Here is a 16689-nt window from a genome sequence, read left to right as displayed (position 1 = left end):
TAGTACTGATTGACCACCATGGAACGGGCCACCTCGTCCAGTGACCCGCGCTTGAGTCATGATGACCCCCTGCTGGATGGCTTGCTGATCCTTTGTCGGCTGCACGACTGCCCGGCCAGTCGTTCCAGCCTGACAGCGGGTTTGCCGCTGGCCAACCAGCGCCTCAGTGCGGATCTTCTGCAACGCGCGGCAGCACGTGCCGGCCTGCGTGGCCGCGTGTTGCGCCGACCGCTGTCCGGTATCTCCACGCTCAATCTGCCGGTGCTGCTACTGCTCAAGGATGGCCGCAGCGCCGTTCTCAAACAGCTCGGAGAGAACCAGCAGGCGCTGATCCTGCCGTGCGAAGCCGATGGTGGCGAGCAGTCCGTCAGTCTTGCAGAGCTGGATGCGCAGTATTCCGGCGAGGCCCTATTCGCCCGTCCGGTGCATGATCTGGAGGCTGCGCGCCATCCCCTGCTGCCCCGTATGGAAGCCTGGTTCCGCGACACCCTGAAGCTGTCGCGCTGGCTGTATACCGATGCCCTGCTGGCGAGCCTGCTGATCAACGTCCTCGGTCTGCTGGTGCCGCTGTTCGTCATGCAGACCTACGACCGCGTGGTACCCAACCAGGCCACGGCAACCCTCTGGGTGCTGGCCATCGGCCTGTTTATCGGCACCTCGTTCGATCTGCTGTTACGGGTGCTGCGCGCTCACCTGCTGGACATGGCCGGCAAGAAAACCGACATCGTGCTGTCTGCCACGCTGTTTGAACGTATCACCGGCATGGCGATGAAAGCCCGGCCGAACAGCATCGGCGGCTTCGCCCAGAACATCCATGACTTCCAGGGGCTGCGCGAATTTCTCACTGCCGTCACCCTGACCAGTGTGATTGATCTGCCGTTTTCGCTGCTGATGATTGCCGTGATCTTTCTGCTGGGCGGATCGCTGGTAGTGATTCCGCTGGTGGCCTTTCCGCTGACGGTGATCTTCGCCCTGCTGGTTCAGGTACGCCTGCGTGACACCGTACAGCGTTCGCTGGCGCTGGCGACGCAACGTCAGGCGGTGTTGATTGAAACCCTCTCCGGACTGGAGACGCTCAAAGCCAGTGGCGCGGAAAGCGAGCGGCAAAACCTTTGGGAAAAGACCCATGGCGCCCTCACCCGCCTGGACATGCACGCGCGCTTTCTCGCTTCGCTGGCAACCAACGGCACGCTGTTCATCCAGCAGGTGGCCGGCATGTCGACAATCGTGGCCGGGGTGTACCTGATCATCGACGGCAACATGAGCGTCGGTGCGCTGGTTGCCTGCTATATGCTCGGCAGCCGGGTGCTGGCCCCACTGGGGCAGATTGCCGGCCTTATCACGCGTTATCAGCATGCACGCCTGACCATGCTCACCACCGACGAACTGATGGCCTTGCCGCAGGAGCGCCAACCCGGACAACGGCCACTTGAACGCACCGAGATCCGCGGCGATGTGGATTTTCGCCAGGTCAGCTTCTCCTATCCGGGCCAGGAATCAACGGCGTTGCAAAACGCCAGTCTGAGTATCAGGACCGGCGAGCATGTCGGCATCATCGGCCGCAGCGGCTCCGGCAAGAGCACCCTGGCAAGGTTGCTGATGGGTTTCTACCAGCCCGATAGTGGCCAGATCCTCGTCGACAATCTGGATCTGCGCCAGCTGGACGTGACCGACTTGCGCAACCAGATAGGTTATATGGCCCATGACATGCCGCTTATTGCCGGGAGCCTGCGCGACAACCTGACACTCGGTGCGCGTTATGTCAGCGATGCACGCATGCTCGAAGTGGCCAACCTGACCGGTGTCACCGAACTGGCCCGCCAGCACCCGCAAGGCTTTGACCGGCCGGTTGGTGAGCGCGGCCAGCTGCTGTCCGGTGGCCAGCGGCAAATACTGCTGCTGGCCCGCGCACTGTTGCTTGAGCCGCCGATACTGCTCCTCGACGAACCCACCAGTTCGCTGGACAACGCCAGCGAAGAGGTCATTCGCTCGCGCCTGCAAAAACTCGCCATCGGCAAGACCCTCCTGCTGATTACCCATCGCGCATCCATGCTCAGCCTGGTTGATCGCCTGATCGTGCTGGATAACGGCCACGTGGTTGCCGACGGCCCGAAAGAAACGGTAATCGAAGCCCTGCGCAAAGGCCGTGTCGGCCAGGCCCCGGGTTAAGGATCTGCGTATGTCAGTGATTGATTCGATCCGCCGCTATTTCAGCAGCCTGCAGAAGCACAAGCAGGACATCGAGTTCATGCCCGAGGTCGAGGGTGCCATCCTTGAGGACTCGCCACGCGTTGCCCGTCTCACGGTCTGGGTAGTCTTGTGCCTGCTGATTGTCGCCCTGCTCTGGGCCTACTTCGCCCAACTCGAGGAAGTCACCCGTGGCGAAGGCAAGGCCATCCCGGCCGGCAAGGTGCAGACCATCCAGAATCTCGAGGGCGGGATCGTTGCCGAGATATTCATCCGCGAAGGCCAGATCGTGGAGAAAGGCGACACCCTGCTGCGGCTGGACGACACCCGCTTCATGTCAAACATGGGCGAGTCCGAAGTTGATCGCATGGCACTCACCGCCCGTATCGAGCGGTTAACAGCCGAAGCCGAAGGCATTCCGCTGAAGATTTCAGCAGAAATCAGCAGCAAGGCAGCGCGCCAGGCTAAAGATGAACTGGCCTTGTACGAATCACGGCAAAAACGCCTGAAAAGCGAACAAAGCGTACTGGGCGAGCAGCTACGACAGAAGCAGCAGGAGCTGGCAGAGTTCAAATCAAAGCAAGCCCAGTACAGTTCCAGCCTGGCGCTGATTCAGCAGGAACTGAACATGTCGCAGCCTCTGGTCAAAAGCGGCGCTATTTCACCCGTTGAAATTCTCCGCCTGCGCCGCAGCGCGGTGGAAATGCGTGGCTCCATGGACGCCACGCGCCTGGCCATTCCACGGGCACAAGCCGCCATCAATGAAATCGAACAGCGCATCGAGGAGTCCGAGCTGGCATTTCGCGCGGAAGCTGCCAAAGAACTCAACGAGGCCCGCACCGAACTGCAGAAAAACACTGCCAGCGGTATGGCTATCGAGGATCGTGTCAGCCGCACCATTGTGCAATCACCGGTGCGCGGCATCATCAAGCAGATGAAGGTCAACACCATCGGCGGCGTGGTACAGCCAGGCAGTGACCTGCTAGAAATCGTGCCACTGGAAGACAACCTGCTGATCGAGGCGCGCATTCGTCCGCAGGACGTGGCATTTCTGCACCCCGGGCAGAGCGCCATGGTCAAGTTCAGTGCCTATGACTACACGATTTATGGCGGCCTCAAGGCCAAGCTTGAACTGATCGGTGCCGACACCATCACCGACGAGAAAGGCAACAGCTTCTACCTGATCCAGGTGCGCACCGACAAAAGCCATCTGGGCAGCGATGAACACCCGCTGCTGATCATCCCCGGCATGGTCGCCACCGTAGACATCATCACCGGCCAAAAGAGCGTGCTCGATTACCTGCTCAAGCCGGTGCTCAAGGCTCGCTCGGAGGCACTGCGCGAACGCTGAGCGGTTCATCTGCAGCTTGCGCATGATTGTTCCGGTAGGTTTCCGTACCCATCGCCGCGATCTGCCCCTCAATCAACGCCTCAAAGGGTTGCAGCAACTGCCGGAAGCGCCCTGCGCCCTCCAGTTCCTCCAGCGCCTGGGTAATCGCCTCGATGGTCGACAATGCACCAGGCATGGCCGCCTTGCGCAGGCGGTAGCGTGAGGGCGAAAGCGTGGCCAGGGTTACCCGCGGCAACGCCAGCAGCAGCGGATTGAGATACAACAGCTTTTGCGCCTTGCGCCAGGTACCGTCCGGCACCACCAGCTGCAATGGCTGACCGGGGTGGTCTGTGGCGAATCGGGCCACCGGAACAGCTTGCTCACCGGGAAACAGCAGGCAGCTGTGCCAGTGCGGATCGCCCAACAGGTCCGCCAGCTCATCGAAGCGCTCGGCACAGAGCAGCTGGCTATTGGTCAGCCCCAGGGCCGCCAGACGCGCGGTATTGAGTGCATGCCGGGCTTCCTGCGGATGCTGCAGAATCAGCACCCGTGTGCGACTGGGCAAGCGCGGAATCAGGGCACACAGACAATGGGATAACGGCCGCTCGCAGCGCGAACATTGCGCACGGGACATACATGGCGCTCCTGACGAGCGGTGACACACCGCAGATGGGTTATTGTTAGCGCACTGAATAGTGACTTAATGTCGCCACCAGGCAAAGCACACACTTTTTTAACCAATCGCCGACGCAAGCATAAGGAACCCGCCCATGAGCTGGACAATCGATCAGGCAGGCAAACAGGATGGCCGTGTCGCCATCGTTACCGGGGCCAATATCGGTCTGGGACTCAATACCGCACTGCAACTGGCCGGCAAGGGCTGCCGGGTCGTGCTGGCCTGTCGCAACCTCGACAAGGCGGCTGCCGCCAAGGCCGAAATTCTGCAGCAACTCCCCAAGGCCAAAGTTGAATGCCTGCAACTGGATCTGGGCAGCCTGAAATCGGTACGCGCGTTTGCCGAAAAGTTTTCCGCCAAACACAAACGTCTGGATCTGCTGATCAACAACGCCGGCATCATGATGCCGCCCTACTCGCTCAGCGAAGACGGCTTCGAAAGCCAGCTGGCAGCAAACTACCTGGGGCACTTTGCCCTGACCGGCCTGTTGCTGCCGCTGCTGGAGCAGACGCCCGGCTCGCGGGTAGTCAGTCTCAGTTCGCTGGCGCACAACTGGAGCGGCATGCGTTTCGATGACCTGCAATTCAGCAAGGGCTACAACAAGCGCAAGGCCTATGGCCAGAGCAAGTTTGCCTGCCTGATGTTTGCCTACGAGCTGAATCGGCGCCTGCAAAAAACCGGTAGCAAAACCCTGTCCGTGGCGGCCCACCCCGGCGTATCGGCAACCAACCTGGCACAGCACTTTCCGCGCATTCTCAGCGCCTTCATGCCGGTGTTCGGCCAGTCCGCCGCAGACGGTGCGTTACCTACGCTGTATGCTGCACTTGGTGAGGACATTCAGGGCGGCGACTACTGTGGCCCGAAAAATCTGCAGCAGATGCGCGGCGCACCGGTGAAGGTGGGCTCCAACCGTGCTTCACGGGATGAAGCAGCAGCCAAAAAGCTCTGGACCGTTTCCGAGGAGCTTACCGGGGTCAGTTTTCTAAGCTGAACCGGGCTGCCGCGGTTTTGCTTATGGCATAAAAAAGCCCCGCGAAAGCGGGGCTTGTTATTCCGGCAGTCTCAGTCGCGTCGCGTTGGGCGCGGCAGCTGCCGGGTACGCAGCGGAACGGGTTGCAGGCGAGGCGTCTCGATCAGGCCGAGAGCCATGAGCACTTCGTGCATTGCACTTTTCAGCTTGTCGATCATCTTTCCACCTCCCGAATTCATCATCCCGCTTGGCAACCATCGTTGCCTGACTTGAGCATAGGCGATACTTCACAAAAATGCCGCACCGCAAGTCGATTTACTGCAAAGTTTCTGACAGCTCCTTGCGCCGATAGGGAAACACATCAATCACCTTGCCCGACAGTATCGCCTCTTGCAGGCCCTTCCAGTACTTTGCGGTGAACAACTCCCCATGCAGCTTGTTGAACGCCCGGCGCTGGTGGATATCGGCAAACAGGAAAGCCGGAAACTCTTCGGGGAACACATCATTGGGGCCAACCGAATACCAGGGTTCACTGGCCATTTCGTCTTCCGGATAGCGTGCCTCGGGAATATCGCGGAAATTCACTTCGGTCAGATAGCAGATTTCGTCGTAATCGTAAAAAACCACACGCCCGTGGCGGGTCACACCGAAGTTTTTCAGCAGCATGTCACCGGGAAAGATATTCGCCGCCGCCAGCTGCTTGATGGCCATGCCGTAGTCATCCAGCGCCGCCTGCAACTGCGCCGGACTGGCGCTTTCCACATAGATATTCAGCGGCGTCATGCGCCGCTCGGTCCAGCAGTGACGTACCAGCACCATATCGCCCTCCACCACCACCGTCGAAGGCGCCACTTCGACCAGTTCCGCCAGACACTCAGGATCAAACTTGGATTTGGGAAACCGGAAATCGGCAAATTCCTGGGTATCGGCCATACGCCCGACACGGTCGACGTGTTTGACCAGTCGATATTTCTCCAGAACCGTATCCCGACTGACATTCTTCGAGGGTGAAAAACGGTCCTTGATGATCTTGAACACCGTATTGAAACCGGGCAGCGTGAATACGCTCATGACCATGCCGCGCACCCCGGGCGCCATGATGAACTTGTCATCGACATTGGCCAGATGGTTGATCAGGGCGCGGTAGAACTCCGATTTACCCTGCTTGTAAAAACCGATCGAGGTGTACAGCTCGGCAATGTGCTTGCCTGGCAGGATGCGCTTGAGAAAGCTGATGAACTCGGCGGGATAGCCCACCCGCACCATGAAATAGGAACGGGTGAAGGAGAAGATGATCGACACCTCGGCCTCGTCGGTAATCAGCGCATCGGCCTTGATCCCCTGCCCTTCGAGGTGCAACAGGGCGATCGCCAGCGGCCATTGTTCATCACGGTTATAAATGCGTCCGACCAGATACGCACCCTTGTTGCGGTAGAGCCGCGAGGCAAACAGCTCGATGCACAGGTCGGGGTCCTTGCACACCCAATCCGGCAAACAGACGCGCAACTGCCGCTCCAGATGCAGCAGATCACGCTCCAGGTTTTCGTAGCCGACCTCGAAACGGTTGTCCTCGAAAATCTCCTCCAGCGCCTTGAGCAGATTGCCATGCGGGTGATAGCTGCGCGTCTGTGGCACCGGTGCCGAAGCACGCAAGGAAGGCCGCGTGGTGTGCACGAACATGTTGCCGTCATTGATCTGGTCGTGACTGAGCAAACTGCAGAAAATCGAGTTGTACCAGGTTTCTGCCAGTTCATCGTCAAAGCGCGGGTCGATCAAACCGATGTAGGCACTCTTGACCAGCGGCCACAGATCGACTTCGAGCAGCATTTCACGCTGAAAATGCTCCAGCAGAGCCAGTCTGGTCTTCGCCACCTTCTGTTCATACAGGCTGATCCGCTCGGCAGAGGCCTGCTGGGCTTCCTGCCACTGGGCTTTCTCGAAACGCAGCCGCGCTCCGTTGGTAATTCGCCGGAAATCCTCGCGGTAGTCATCAAAGCCGGCGAGAATCGCAGCAGCAATGTCGGCTGCAGGCTTTTGTTTAGGCATGAACAACCCTCGACAGCATTGAATGAGCCACGAGCTTAGCCAGTGCTGCGGGCAAGTTAAAGACATAAGCGCACGCCAGTATCGCGCTTGGACAAACCGCTCGGGCGTTTGAAAGCCAGATAGGCATTGCTTCTGTTTTGCCACGGCGTAGTCTTGCCGGCCTGAACCAGCCGTCTTCCGTCGTTGAAGAAGGCCCCGCAAGCAAACCTCGACAGCTATCTGGAACCGACCGCAATGAGCCTGCGCAATCTTCTGCAACTGAATCTGCTGGCAGCGATCTGGGGTGCCAGCTTTCTGTTCATGCGCGTGGCGGCTCCGGTTATCGGCGCCATGCCCACCGCGTTTCTGCGCGTCAGTCTTGCCGCGATTGGCTTGTTCGTCCTGCTGACAACCTTGCAGGTAAAGCTCGATTTTCAGGGCAAATTCAGAATCACCCTGCTGCTCGGGCTGATCAACTCCGGCATTCCGACCCTGATGTACAGCCTCGCGGCACTGGTCTTGCCGGCGGGTTATTCATCGATATTCAATGCCACCACCCCCTTGATGGGCGTGCTGATCGGCGCACTGTTCTTCGCCGAGCAGATGACCTGGGCCAAAGGCATCGGGGTTTTCCTCGGGTTGTCCGGCGTCGCTCTGCTGACACGTACCGGACCGCTGGCGTTCAGCCCGGAACTGCTGCTCGGGGCACTGGCCTGCATGGTCTCCACCACCTGTTACGGCTTTGCCGGCTATCTGACCAGGCGCTGGCTCAACCAGCAAGGCGGCCTCGACAACCGCCTGGCCTCTCTGGGCAGCATGATCGGCGCCTCGCTGCTGTTGCTGCCGCTGTTTCTCGGTTCGCTGCTCATGCAGCCGCCGGGCAACTGGGGCGGCTGGTCGGTATGGGCTTCGCTGCTTGCGCTGGGACTGGTGTGTACGGCGTTTGCCTACGTCCTGTATTTCCAGCTGCTCACCGACATCGGGCCGCTGAAATCCATGTCCGTAACCTTCCTGATCCCGCCGTTTGGCGTGTTCTGGGGCGTATTACTGCTGGATGAACCACTGTCCTGGGCCTACCTGTCCGGGGGCACACTGATAGTGCTGGCGCTGTGGCTGGTGCTCAAGCCCGGCGAGAAAGTGCCTGCCTGAGCAGCCTCACTCCCCGCAGGGTGGCTCACCCGGCAGGTAATCCTGCTTCTGCGGCAACTCCCGTGACAGTGCTTCGCCCTGCGCAAGCTGCACTGCATCCAGCTGCGAAGCGAGATTGTCGCGCAGGGCAATCACTTCAGGGTCACCGGCGCTAGCCGCCAGATTCATCCAGGCAAATGCCTGCAGGCGATCTCTGGGCAGACCCAGGCCGACCACCTGCAAAGCACCCAGATGGGCCTGCGCCGAACTGCTGCCGCGTTTGGCCGCAGCCAGCCAGCACTGCGCCGCGCGCCGGTAACTGCGGTCATCGTAATAGCGCTGTGCCAGTGCCTCGGCCGCCGGCAGCGAACCCTTGCGTACCGCTGCGCGCAGCCAGCGCTCGCCGGGCTGGCCCGGGGTCAACTCGCCAAATTTCAGCTGCGCCGCCACGGAGCCGGCCACTGCAGCCTGTTCCAGCAGGTACAGGCCGTCTTCGCGACGACCCTGCTCCAGCGCCTTGAGGCCGGCCAGGTAATCATCAGTGGCGTTGGCTTGGGCGAAACCGCATACCAGCATCAGTGCAAATGCACAGCCTGCCTTCACTGCTGCAATTCCTGCTCGCTGAACATGTCGCTGAACAGCATGCTCGACAGATAGCGCTCTCCCGAGTCCGGCAGAATCACCACAATGGTCTTGCCCTGCATTTCAGGCTCGGCAGCAATCTTCAGCGCCGCCGCCATGGCCGCCCCGCAGGAAATACCGCAGAGAATGCCCTCCTTCTGCATCAGGTTCAGGGCGACTGCCTTGGACTCCTCGTCAGTAACCTGCTCGACCCGGTCGACCATCGACAGATCAAGATTGTTCGGCACAAAACCCGCGCCGATACCCTGGATCTTGTGCGGGCTGGGCTTGACCTCGACACCGGTCAGGGTCTGGCTGATCACCGGCGAGCTGACCGGCTCCACGGCCACCGAAATCAGTGGTTTGCCCAGAACATTCTTGATGTAGCGGGAAACCCCGGTAATGGTGCCGCCGGTACCGACGCCGGCAACCAGCACATCGACAACACCATCGGTATCGTTCCAGATTTCCGGCCCGGTGGTTTTTTCATGGATCGCCGGGTTGGCCGGATTGTCGAATTGCTGCGGCATGAAGTACTTGCCAGGCTCGGAGGCGGCAATCTCGGCGGCTTTCTCGATCGCCCCTTTCATGCCCTTGGGCGGCTCGGTCAGTACCAGTTCGGCACCGAGGGCCTTGAGCACCTTGCGCCTTTCCAGACTCATCGAGGCGGGCATGGTCAATACCAGTTTGTAGCCTTTGGCCGCAGCCACATAGGCCAGGCCGATACCGGTATTGCCGGAAGTCGGCTCGACAATGGTCATGCCCGGCTTGAGCACGCCACGCTGCTCGGCATCCCAGATCATGCTGGCGCCGATCCGGCACTTCACCGAATACCCCGGGTTGCGCCCTTCAATCTTGGCCAGAATGGTCACCCCGGCTGGCCCCAGGCGGTTGATACGGATCAGTGGCGTGTTGCCAATCGACTGGGCATTGTCAGCAAAGATACGGCTCATTTCGTGCTCCCTACAGTGAGTTACAGACATCAAGCCTAAGTCGCCAACCGCATAGCGTCCAGTCGGCAAAGGGCAGTGTCACAGATAATCATTCAAGACCTGAATAAGGCTAGTTCGTTCACAGGCTTCGGCCTGCACGGTATAGTCCGTGTTCTGCAATTACTGAACTGCCGGGTTCTGTTCCGGCTTTCCCGTTCGAGGATGATCCTGATGAAATTCGAAGGTACCCAGTCTTACGTCGCCACCGACGATCTCAAACTGGCCGTCAACGCCGCCATTACCCTGGAGCGTCCGCTGCTGGTCAAGGGTGAGCCCGGTACCGGCAAGACCATGCTCGCCGAGCAACTGGCCGACTCCTTTGGTGCCCGGCTGATCACCTGGCACATCAAATCGACCACCAAGGCGCATCAGGGCCTGTACGAATACGATGCAGTGAGCCGCCTGCGTGACTCGCAGCTGGACTCGGACAAGGTTCACGATGTGCGCAACTACATCAAGAAGGGCAAGCTGTGGGAGGCGTTCGAGTCTGACGAGCGCGTGGTGCTGCTGATCGACGAGATCGACAAGGCCGACATTGAGTTCCCCAACGACCTGCTGCAGGAACTCGACAAGATGGAGTTCTACGTTTACGAGACCGACGAGACGATCAAGGCCAAGAAACGCCCGATCATCATCATCACCTCGAACAACGAGAAGGAACTGCCGGACGCCTTCCTGCGCCGCTGCTTCTTCCATTACATCGCTTTCCCGGACCGCAAAACCCTGCAGACCATCGTCGATGTGCACTACCCCAACATCAAGGCCGATCTGGTCAGCGAAGCGCTGGATGTGTTCTTCGATGTACGCAAGGTGCCGGGCCTGAAGAAGAAGCCTTCCACCAGTGAACTGGTTGACTGGCTGAAGCTGCTGATGGCCGATGATATCGGCGAGGCGGTGCTGCGTGAACGCGATCCGACCAAGGCCATCCCGCCACTGGCAGGCGCCCTGGTGAAAAACGAGCAGGATGTCATGTTGCTCGAGCGTCTGGCGTTCATGAGCCGCCGCGCCAACCGCTAGGTTTTTTACTCCCCCCTCTCCTGCTTGCGGGAGAGGGGCCGGGAGCGCGGGTCATGGGCAAACCGCTCACCCTCTCCCTGGCCCTCTCCCCCAGGGGAGAGGGAATTGTTCGCATACTCCAAGAGGTCCGCAGCCATGCTGCTCAACCTGTTCAATGAAATGCGCGCGGCCAAGGTGCCGGTGTCGGTGCGTGAACTGCTCGATCTGATCAATGCGCTGAAACAGCGGGTGATCTTCGCCGACATGGACGAGTTCTACTATCTGGCGCGTACCGTGCTGGTCAAGGACGAACGGCATTTCGACAAGTTCGACCGCGCCTTCGGTGCCTACTTCAACGGCCTGCAGAATCTCAACGAACATATCGAAGCGCTGATCCCGGAAGAATGGCTGCGCAAGGAGTTCGAGCGCCTGCTGACCGATGAGGAACGCGCGCAGATCCAGTCCCTCGGCGGCCTCGACAAGCTGATCGAGGAATTCAAGAAGCGCCTGGAAGAACAGAAAGAACGCCACGAAGGCGGCAACAAGTGGATCGGCACCGGTGGTACCAGTCCGTTTGGTTCCGGCGGTTTCAACCCGGAAGGCATCCGCGTCGGCGATGCCGGCAAGCGCCAGGGCCGTGCGGCCAAGGTCTGGGACCAGCGCGAATACAAGAATCTGGACGACTCCGTCGAGCTGGGCACGCGCAACATCAAGGTGGCCCTGCGTCGCCTGCGCAAGTTCATCCGCGAAGGTGCGGCGGAAGAGTTCGATCTCGGCGGCACCATCGATCACACCGCCCGCGATGCCGGCCTGCTGAATATCCAGATGCGTCCCGAGCGCCACAACAAGGTCAAGCTGCTGGTGCTGTTCGATATCGGCGGCTCGATGGACGCCCATGTCAAAGTCTGCGAGGAACTGTTCTCCGCCTGCAAGACCGAGTTCAAGCATCTGGAGTACTACTACTTCCACAACTTCATCTACGAATCGGTGTGGAAGAACAATCTGCGCCGCAGCTCCGAGCGATTCGCTACCCACGATCTGCTGCACAAATACACCTCGGACTACAAGGTGATCTTCATCGGCGATGCGGCCATGGCGCCCTACGAGATCACCCAGGCCGGCGGCAGCGTCGAACACTGGAACGAGGAAGCCGGTTACCTGTGGATGAAGCGCTTCAAGGAGCAGTTCAAGAAGCTCATCTGGATCAACCCCTATCCCAAGGACTCCTGGGGCTACACCGCCTCAACCGGTCTGGTGCGCGAACTGGTCGAAGAGCAGATGTACCCGCTGACCTTGCAGGGCCTGGAAGAAGGCATGCGCTACCTGTCCAAGTAGTGCGTTGCCGAGGCATGTCAGCGCGCTGGCATGCCTCGCTGCTTAACACCGACAGTCCCGCCAGAGCTGCGGATAGCCGACGGCTCTGTCCGATTCAAAAAACCAAACTACTCTCGATAGGTACTTGTCAGGCGTCTGGCCGCTCGCGGTCAGCAACGTTCTGGGTCAAACACCAGTTCCCGGAGGGTAAAGCCCATGAAAGCCAGCAGATCCATCACCTTCGCAGCCATCCTCTGTGCGCAAGCAGCCGCCTCTGCGCAGGCTGCAGCGCTACCGCCAGCGAACCCCGAAAATAATGCCTACTTCGGCAACCTGCACATACACACCGGCTGGTCGTTCGACGGCTTTACCAATGGCTCGAAAACCACACCGACCGATGCCTATGCCTGGGCCCAGGGCAAGACCATCACCGGCAGCGGCGGCCCGGACATGCAGATCCGGACGCCACTGGATTTCTACATGGTGGCCGACCATGCCGAATACATGGGCATTTTCAACCAGATGACCAACCCTGACAGTCCGCTGAGCAAGATTCCGCTGGCCAAGTTTGTCACCTCGCCCGACCCCGGTATTCGCATACAGACCTTTGCCAAGGTCCTGCGTGAAATGAGCGCCGGCAAACGCGACCCGGACCTGAGCGACCCCAAGCTGGCCCATTCGGTGTGGGAGCAGATCATCAAGGCGGCGGACGCAAACTATGTCCCCGGCAAGTTCACCACTTTCGCCGGCTTCGAATGGACGTCCAACCCGCAAGCGAGAAACCTGCACCGCGTCGTGGTGTTCCGCGACACCGAGCATTTGCCCGACCTGGTGCTGTCGGCGCTCGATTCCAGCGACCCGGAAGTGCTGTGGAAGTGGATGGATGATCAGCGCGCCAGGGGCGCTACCCTGCTGGCCATTCCGCATAATGGCAATGCCAGCGACGGGCGCATGTTCGAAATGCGCAAGTTCGACGGCAAACCGCTCGATGCTGCCTACAACAAGGCACGCGCAGCCAACGAACCGCTGTATGAAATCAGCCAGATCAAGGGTACTTCGGAAACCTATCCGAGCCTGTCACCCAATGATGAATTTGCCGGCTTCGAGCAATGGGATTACACCCTCTCTGCTGACTCCGAGCGCCCCAGCCATCGCCGCGGCAGCTTCCTGCGCCCGGCCCTGCTCGATGGCATGAGTGAAGCCGTGAAAGGCCTGGGCAATCCGTTCAAGTATGGCCTGATCGGCGATTCGGACTCGCACAATGCCGCAGGCAGCAACGAAGAGTTCAACTACACCGGCAAGTTTGCCTTCGAGAACAACCCCAAGGAACGCCTGACCGGATTGCCCGGGCAGCCGCCGGCGCAGATTCTGCAGATTCGCGAATTCAGCTCTGGCGGTCTGGCCGGCGTCTGGGCGCCGCAAAATACCCGTGAAGCAATCTACGATGCCATGCAGCGTAAAGAGACCTTTGCCACCTCCGGGCCCATGCTGAAAGTGCGCTTTTTCGGCAGCTTCGATTACGCCGTCGATGACGTGGACAAGGCCGATTTCGTCAAACGCGCCTACGCCAGGGGCGTGCCAATGGGGGGCGACCTGAAACCGGGCAGCGGCAAAGCGCCGACGTTCCTGGTCAGCGCGCTGAAAGACCCCAAGAGTGGCAATCTGGACCGCATCCAGATCGTCAAGGGCTGGATCGACGAGAGCGGCAAACAGCAGGAGAAAATCTACGATGTCAGCTGGTCCGGCGAGCGCAAGATCGGCGCCGACGGCAAACTGCCTGCGGTTGGCAGCAGTGTTGACCTGAGCACCGCCACCTACACCGACAAGATCGGCGCCGCTGCACTCGCCACCGGCTGGACCGATCCCGACTTCAACGCCGATCAGCACGCCTTCTACTATGCCCGCGTGCTCGAAATACCGACCCCGCGCTGGAACACCTACGATGCCGTGCGGCAGAAAATGGCACCGCTGGGCGATGTGCCGGCCACCCTGCAGGAACGCGCCTGGAGCTCGCCGATCTGGTATAGCCCCGAAGGCTGAGCGGACCCGCCAAGGTGGCCGGTATCCGGCCATCCGGGCCTGAGCGTAGCTTGCACGAGTTGGCTGAGCAGCTTGCTGCGGTGGCAAGGCAGTTTCCAGCCGCAAGCCCTCCGGCAACCGGGATGACTCCAGCGGACAGCATGATCGCCATAGCCAGACCTGTATAATTCCCCGCCTGTGCACCCGGTGTGCAATTGCGCCTCGGAGCGCCCCGTTTTTGCAGGCTTTGAATTGAAAAAAACCCATACAAATCAGCATCTTGTCAGCAGAAGATTCAGCGTTGCGCCGATGATGGACTGGACAGACAGGCATTGCCGCCACTTCCTGCGCCTGCTCAGCCGCAATGCCCTGCTCTACACCGAAATGGTCACCACCGGTGCCCTGCTGCACGGTGATCGTCAACGTTTTCTGCGCTATGACGAAAGCGAGCACCCGCTGGCCCTGCAGCTGGGTGGCAGCAACCCGGCAGAACTGGCCGCTTGCGCCAAGCTGGCCAAACAAGCCGGTTACGACGAAGTGAACCTGAATGTCGGCTGCCCCAGTGACCGGGTGCAGAACAATATGATCGGCGCCTGCCTGATGGGCCATCCGCAGCTGGTGGCCGATTGCGTCAAGGCGATGCGCGATGCCGTAAGCATTCCGGTCACCGTCAAACACCGCATCGGCATCAATGGCCGTGACAGTTACGCGCAGCTTTGCGATTTCGTCGCCACCGTAGAGCAGGCCGGTTGCGAAAGTTTTACCGTACACGCGCGCATCGCCATTCTTGAGGGTCTGTCGCCCAAGCAGAACCGCGACGTGCCGCCCCTGCGCTATGACGTGGTGGCGCAACTCAAGCAGGACTTCCCGCAGCTGGAAATCATCCTCAATGGCGGCATCAAGACCCTCGACGAGTGCCAGCAGCACCTGCAGACCTTTGATGGCGTGATGCTCGGCCGCGAGGCCTATCACAACCCCTATCTGCTGGCCCAGGTGGATCAGCGTCTGTTTGCCGATGACCATCAGGCGCCGAGCCGCGCCGAAACCCTGCAACGCCTGCGCCCCTACATCGAAGCGCATCTGGCCGAGGGTGGCGCCATGCACCACATCACCCGTCATGTGCTCGGCCTCGGCCAGGGCTTTGCCGGGGCCAGACGCTTCCGCCAGCTGCTCTCGGTTGACGTGCACAAGACCGACAAGCCGCTGGATGTGTTCGATCAGGCAACAAAGCTGCTGGAAGGCCATTAACCGCCGTTGAGCCAGACGACCGGCTCGGGTAATGTCAGCCCATAACAAACACAAGGCTATTTCATGACTTCCAAGCTGGATCAACTCAAACAGTTCACCACCGTGGTTGCCGATACCGGCGATGTTGAAGCCATCACCCGTCTGCAGCCGGTGGATGCCACCACCAACCCGTCGCTGCTGCTGAAAGCCGCCAGCCTGCCGCACTATGCCGCCTTGCTGGAGGCTGCGGTCAGTGGCTGCAACGGCGATATCGGCCTGGCTTGCGACCGCTTCGGCGTAGCGGTAGGCAAGGAGATTCTGCAGGTTATTCCCGGACGCATTTCCACCGAAGTGGATGCGCGACTGTCGTTCGATACCCGGGCCACCCTGCAGCGGGCACAGCGACTGATTGACCTGTATGAACAGTCCGGCATCGGCCGCGAGCGGGTACTGATCAAGATTGCCGCCACCTGGGAAGGCATTCGCGCCGCCGAACAACTGGAGCGGGACGGTATCCAGTGCAACCTGACCCTGCTGTTTTCCTTTGCCCAGGCGGTGGCCTGTGCCGAGGCCGGCACCTTCCTGATTTCACCCTTCGTCGGGCGCATCTACGACTGGTACAAGAAGTCCGAGAATCGCGACTTCACAGGCACTGAAGACCCCGGCGTGCAGTCGGTCTCACGGATCTACCGCTACTACAAAGCCCACGGCTACCAGACCGTGGTGATGGGCGCGAGCTTTCGCAACATCGGGCAGATCGAAGCACTGGCCGGCTGTGACCGCCTGACCATCAGCCCGGACCTGCTCAATCAACTGGCCAGCGACCAGGGCGAACTCAAACGACAGCTGCATGCCGGCGATGACCATGAACCTCGACAAACACTCGACGAAGCCCGGTTCCGCTGGGCGCTGAACGAGGACGCCATGGCCACGGAAAAGCTTGCCGAAGGCATCCGCCTGTTTGCCCGCGACCAGGAAAAACTCGAAGCATTACTCAAAGCCAGGCTTTGAACGAATAGCCGGGCAAAGGCATTGCACAGCCTGCCCGGCCCTTCCTGCAAAATCCCTTAAACGTGAGCGCCGGTTTGCCGTCAACGTGCCCCGTCCTGTTCCGAAGTGACGACCGGCAGAGAAGTGCCAGAAGCGGCCGTTCGCGATAGACCTGCGCGGGGCGAATCGAGTAATGTCGCAAGCGTCTTTGCTC

14 protein-coding genes are annotated in these 16689 nt (G+C 60.2%); 9 read left to right on the top strand and 5 right to left on the bottom strand.

What is annotated here, in order from left to right:
* Positions 1–18: 18 nt before the first annotated feature.
* Positions 19–2169, top strand: a complete 2151-nt coding sequence (locus BLT89_RS06820) for a type I secretion system permease/ATPase (protein ID WP_090193718.1) — start codon at positions 19–21, stop codon at positions 2167–2169.
* A gap of 10 nt (positions 2170–2179) precedes the next feature.
* Complete coding sequence (locus BLT89_RS06815) at positions 2180–3538, top strand: HlyD family type I secretion periplasmic adaptor subunit (protein ID WP_090193717.1); 1359 nt, start codon at positions 2180–2182, stop codon at positions 3536–3538.
* On the opposite strand, the gene BLT89_RS06810 is transcribed toward BLT89_RS06815, so the two are convergent.
* Positions 3504–4151: a tRNA-uridine aminocarboxypropyltransferase gene (locus BLT89_RS06810; RefSeq protein WP_090193716.1), complete on the bottom strand. Its 648-nt coding sequence runs from the start codon at positions 4149–4151 to the stop codon at positions 3504–3506. The two genes, BLT89_RS06815 and BLT89_RS06810, sit on opposite strands and share 35 nt — an antisense overlap.
* Before the next feature lie 136 nt (positions 4152–4287).
* On the opposite strand from BLT89_RS06810, the gene BLT89_RS06805 reads away from it, so the two are divergent.
* Complete coding sequence (locus tag BLT89_RS06805; protein WP_090193715.1) at positions 4288–5184, top strand: oxidoreductase; 897 nt, start codon at positions 4288–4290, stop codon at positions 5182–5184.
* A 71-nt stretch (positions 5185–5255) separates the two neighbouring features.
* On the opposite strand, the gene BLT89_RS17980 is transcribed toward BLT89_RS06805, so the two are convergent.
* Positions 5256–5381, bottom strand: a complete 126-nt coding sequence (locus BLT89_RS17980; protein ID WP_269457171.1) for a PA1414 family protein — start codon at positions 5379–5381, stop codon at positions 5256–5258.
* Between the two features lie 97 nt (positions 5382–5478).
* Positions 5479–7209: a bifunctional isocitrate dehydrogenase kinase/phosphatase gene (aceK, locus tag BLT89_RS06800; protein WP_090198783.1), complete on the bottom strand. Its 1731-nt coding sequence runs from the start codon at positions 7207–7209 to the stop codon at positions 5479–5481.
* Between the two features lie 234 nt (positions 7210–7443).
* On the opposite strand from aceK, the gene BLT89_RS06795 reads away from it, so the two are divergent.
* Positions 7444–8337 carry a DMT family transporter gene (locus BLT89_RS06795; protein ID WP_090193714.1) on the top strand — a complete coding sequence of 298 codons (894 nt, stop codon included), beginning with the start codon at positions 7444–7446 and terminating at the stop codon, positions 8335–8337.
* A gap of 6 nt (positions 8338–8343) precedes the next feature.
* Here BLT89_RS06795 and BLT89_RS06790 read toward each other — a convergent pair whose 3' ends face one another.
* Both BLT89_RS06790 and cysK read right to left on the bottom strand, forming a co-directional pair.
* Entirely contained in the window at positions 8344–8919 is a 576-nt protein-coding gene (locus BLT89_RS06790; RefSeq protein ID WP_090193713.1) for a tetratricopeptide repeat protein, read from the bottom strand.
* The gene (gene cysK, locus BLT89_RS06785; RefSeq protein WP_090193712.1) at positions 8916–9890 is read right to left on the bottom strand and encodes a cysteine synthase A; all 975 of its coding nucleotides are present in this window, start codon (positions 9888–9890) and stop codon (positions 8916–8918) included. The genes BLT89_RS06790 and cysK overlap by 4 nt, the downstream gene beginning before the upstream one ends.
* Before the next feature lie 210 nt (positions 9891–10100).
* Between cysK and BLT89_RS06780 the strand changes: the two genes are divergently transcribed.
* The 5 genes from BLT89_RS06780 to tal all read left to right on the top strand — a co-directional run bounded on the left by BLT89_RS06780 (position 10101) and on the right by tal (position 16496).
* Entirely contained in the window at positions 10101–10946 is an 846-nt protein-coding gene (locus BLT89_RS06780; RefSeq protein WP_090193711.1) for an AAA family ATPase, read from the top strand.
* 135 nt (positions 10947–11081) lie between these two features.
* Positions 11082–12260, top strand: a complete 1179-nt coding sequence (locus BLT89_RS06775; RefSeq protein WP_090193710.1) for a vWA domain-containing protein — start codon at positions 11082–11084, stop codon at positions 12258–12260.
* 195 nt (positions 12261–12455) lie between these two features.
* A complete protein-coding gene (locus tag BLT89_RS06770) occupies positions 12456–14279 on the top strand; it encodes a DUF3604 domain-containing protein (RefSeq protein ID WP_090193709.1) in 1824 nt (607 codons plus the stop codon).
* A gap of 231 nt (positions 14280–14510) precedes the next feature.
* On the top strand, positions 14511–15506 hold the full coding sequence (gene dusA / locus BLT89_RS06765; protein ID WP_090193708.1) for a tRNA dihydrouridine(20/20a) synthase DusA: 996 nt from the start codon (positions 14511–14513) through the stop codon (positions 15504–15506).
* Between the two features lie 63 nt (positions 15507–15569).
* Entirely contained in the window at positions 15570–16496 is a 927-nt protein-coding gene (tal, locus tag BLT89_RS06760; protein ID WP_090193707.1) for a transaldolase, read from the top strand.
* The last annotated feature ends 193 nt before the right edge of the window (positions 16497–16689 follow it).

The sequence above is a fragment of the Pseudomonas pohangensis genome (genome assembly GCF_900105995.1).
In the GTDB taxonomy this organism is placed as follows: Bacteria; Pseudomonadota; Gammaproteobacteria; order Pseudomonadales; family Pseudomonadaceae; genus Aquipseudomonas; species Aquipseudomonas pohangensis.
The sequence above is the reverse complement of the archived record's forward strand: the minus strand, read 5'-3'. Positions and strand labels throughout refer to the sequence as shown.

Excerpts from the sequence above, each read along its gene's own strand:
- BLT89_RS06780 (WP_090193711.1), top strand. The coding sequence starts at position 10,101 with ATGAAATTCGAAGGTACCCAGTCTTACGTCGCCACCGACGATCTCAAA.
- BLT89_RS06775 (WP_090193710.1), top strand. The coding sequence starts at position 11,082 with ATGCTGCTCAACCTGTTCAATGAAATGCGCGCGGCCAAGGTGCCGGTG.
- BLT89_RS06795 (WP_090193714.1), top strand. The coding sequence starts at position 7,444 with ATGAGCCTGCGCAATCTTCTGCAACTGAATCTGCTGGCAGCGATCTGG.
- tal (WP_090193707.1), top strand. The coding sequence starts at position 15,570 with ATGACTTCCAAGCTGGATCAACTCAAACAGTTCACCACCGTGGTTGCC.
- BLT89_RS06810 (WP_090193716.1), bottom strand. The coding sequence starts at position 4,151 with ATGTCCCGTGCGCAATGTTCGCGCTGCGAGCGGCCGTTATCCCATTGT.
- BLT89_RS06770 (WP_090193709.1), top strand. The coding sequence starts at position 12,456 with ATGAAAGCCAGCAGATCCATCACCTTCGCAGCCATCCTCTGTGCGCAA.
- BLT89_RS17980 (WP_269457171.1), bottom strand. The coding sequence starts at position 5,381 with ATGATCGACAAGCTGAAAAGTGCAATGCACGAAGTGCTCATGGCTCTC.
- aceK (WP_090198783.1), bottom strand. The coding sequence starts at position 7,209 with ATGCCTAAACAAAAGCCTGCAGCCGACATTGCTGCTGCGATTCTCGCC.
- BLT89_RS06815 (WP_090193717.1), top strand. The coding sequence starts at position 2,180 with ATGTCAGTGATTGATTCGATCCGCCGCTATTTCAGCAGCCTGCAGAAG.
- BLT89_RS06805 (WP_090193715.1), top strand. The coding sequence starts at position 4,288 with ATGAGCTGGACAATCGATCAGGCAGGCAAACAGGATGGCCGTGTCGCC.
- BLT89_RS06820 (WP_090193718.1), top strand. The coding sequence starts at position 19 with ATGGAACGGGCCACCTCGTCCAGTGACCCGCGCTTGAGTCATGATGAC.
- cysK (WP_090193712.1), bottom strand. The coding sequence starts at position 9,890 with ATGAGCCGTATCTTTGCTGACAATGCCCAGTCGATTGGCAACACGCCA.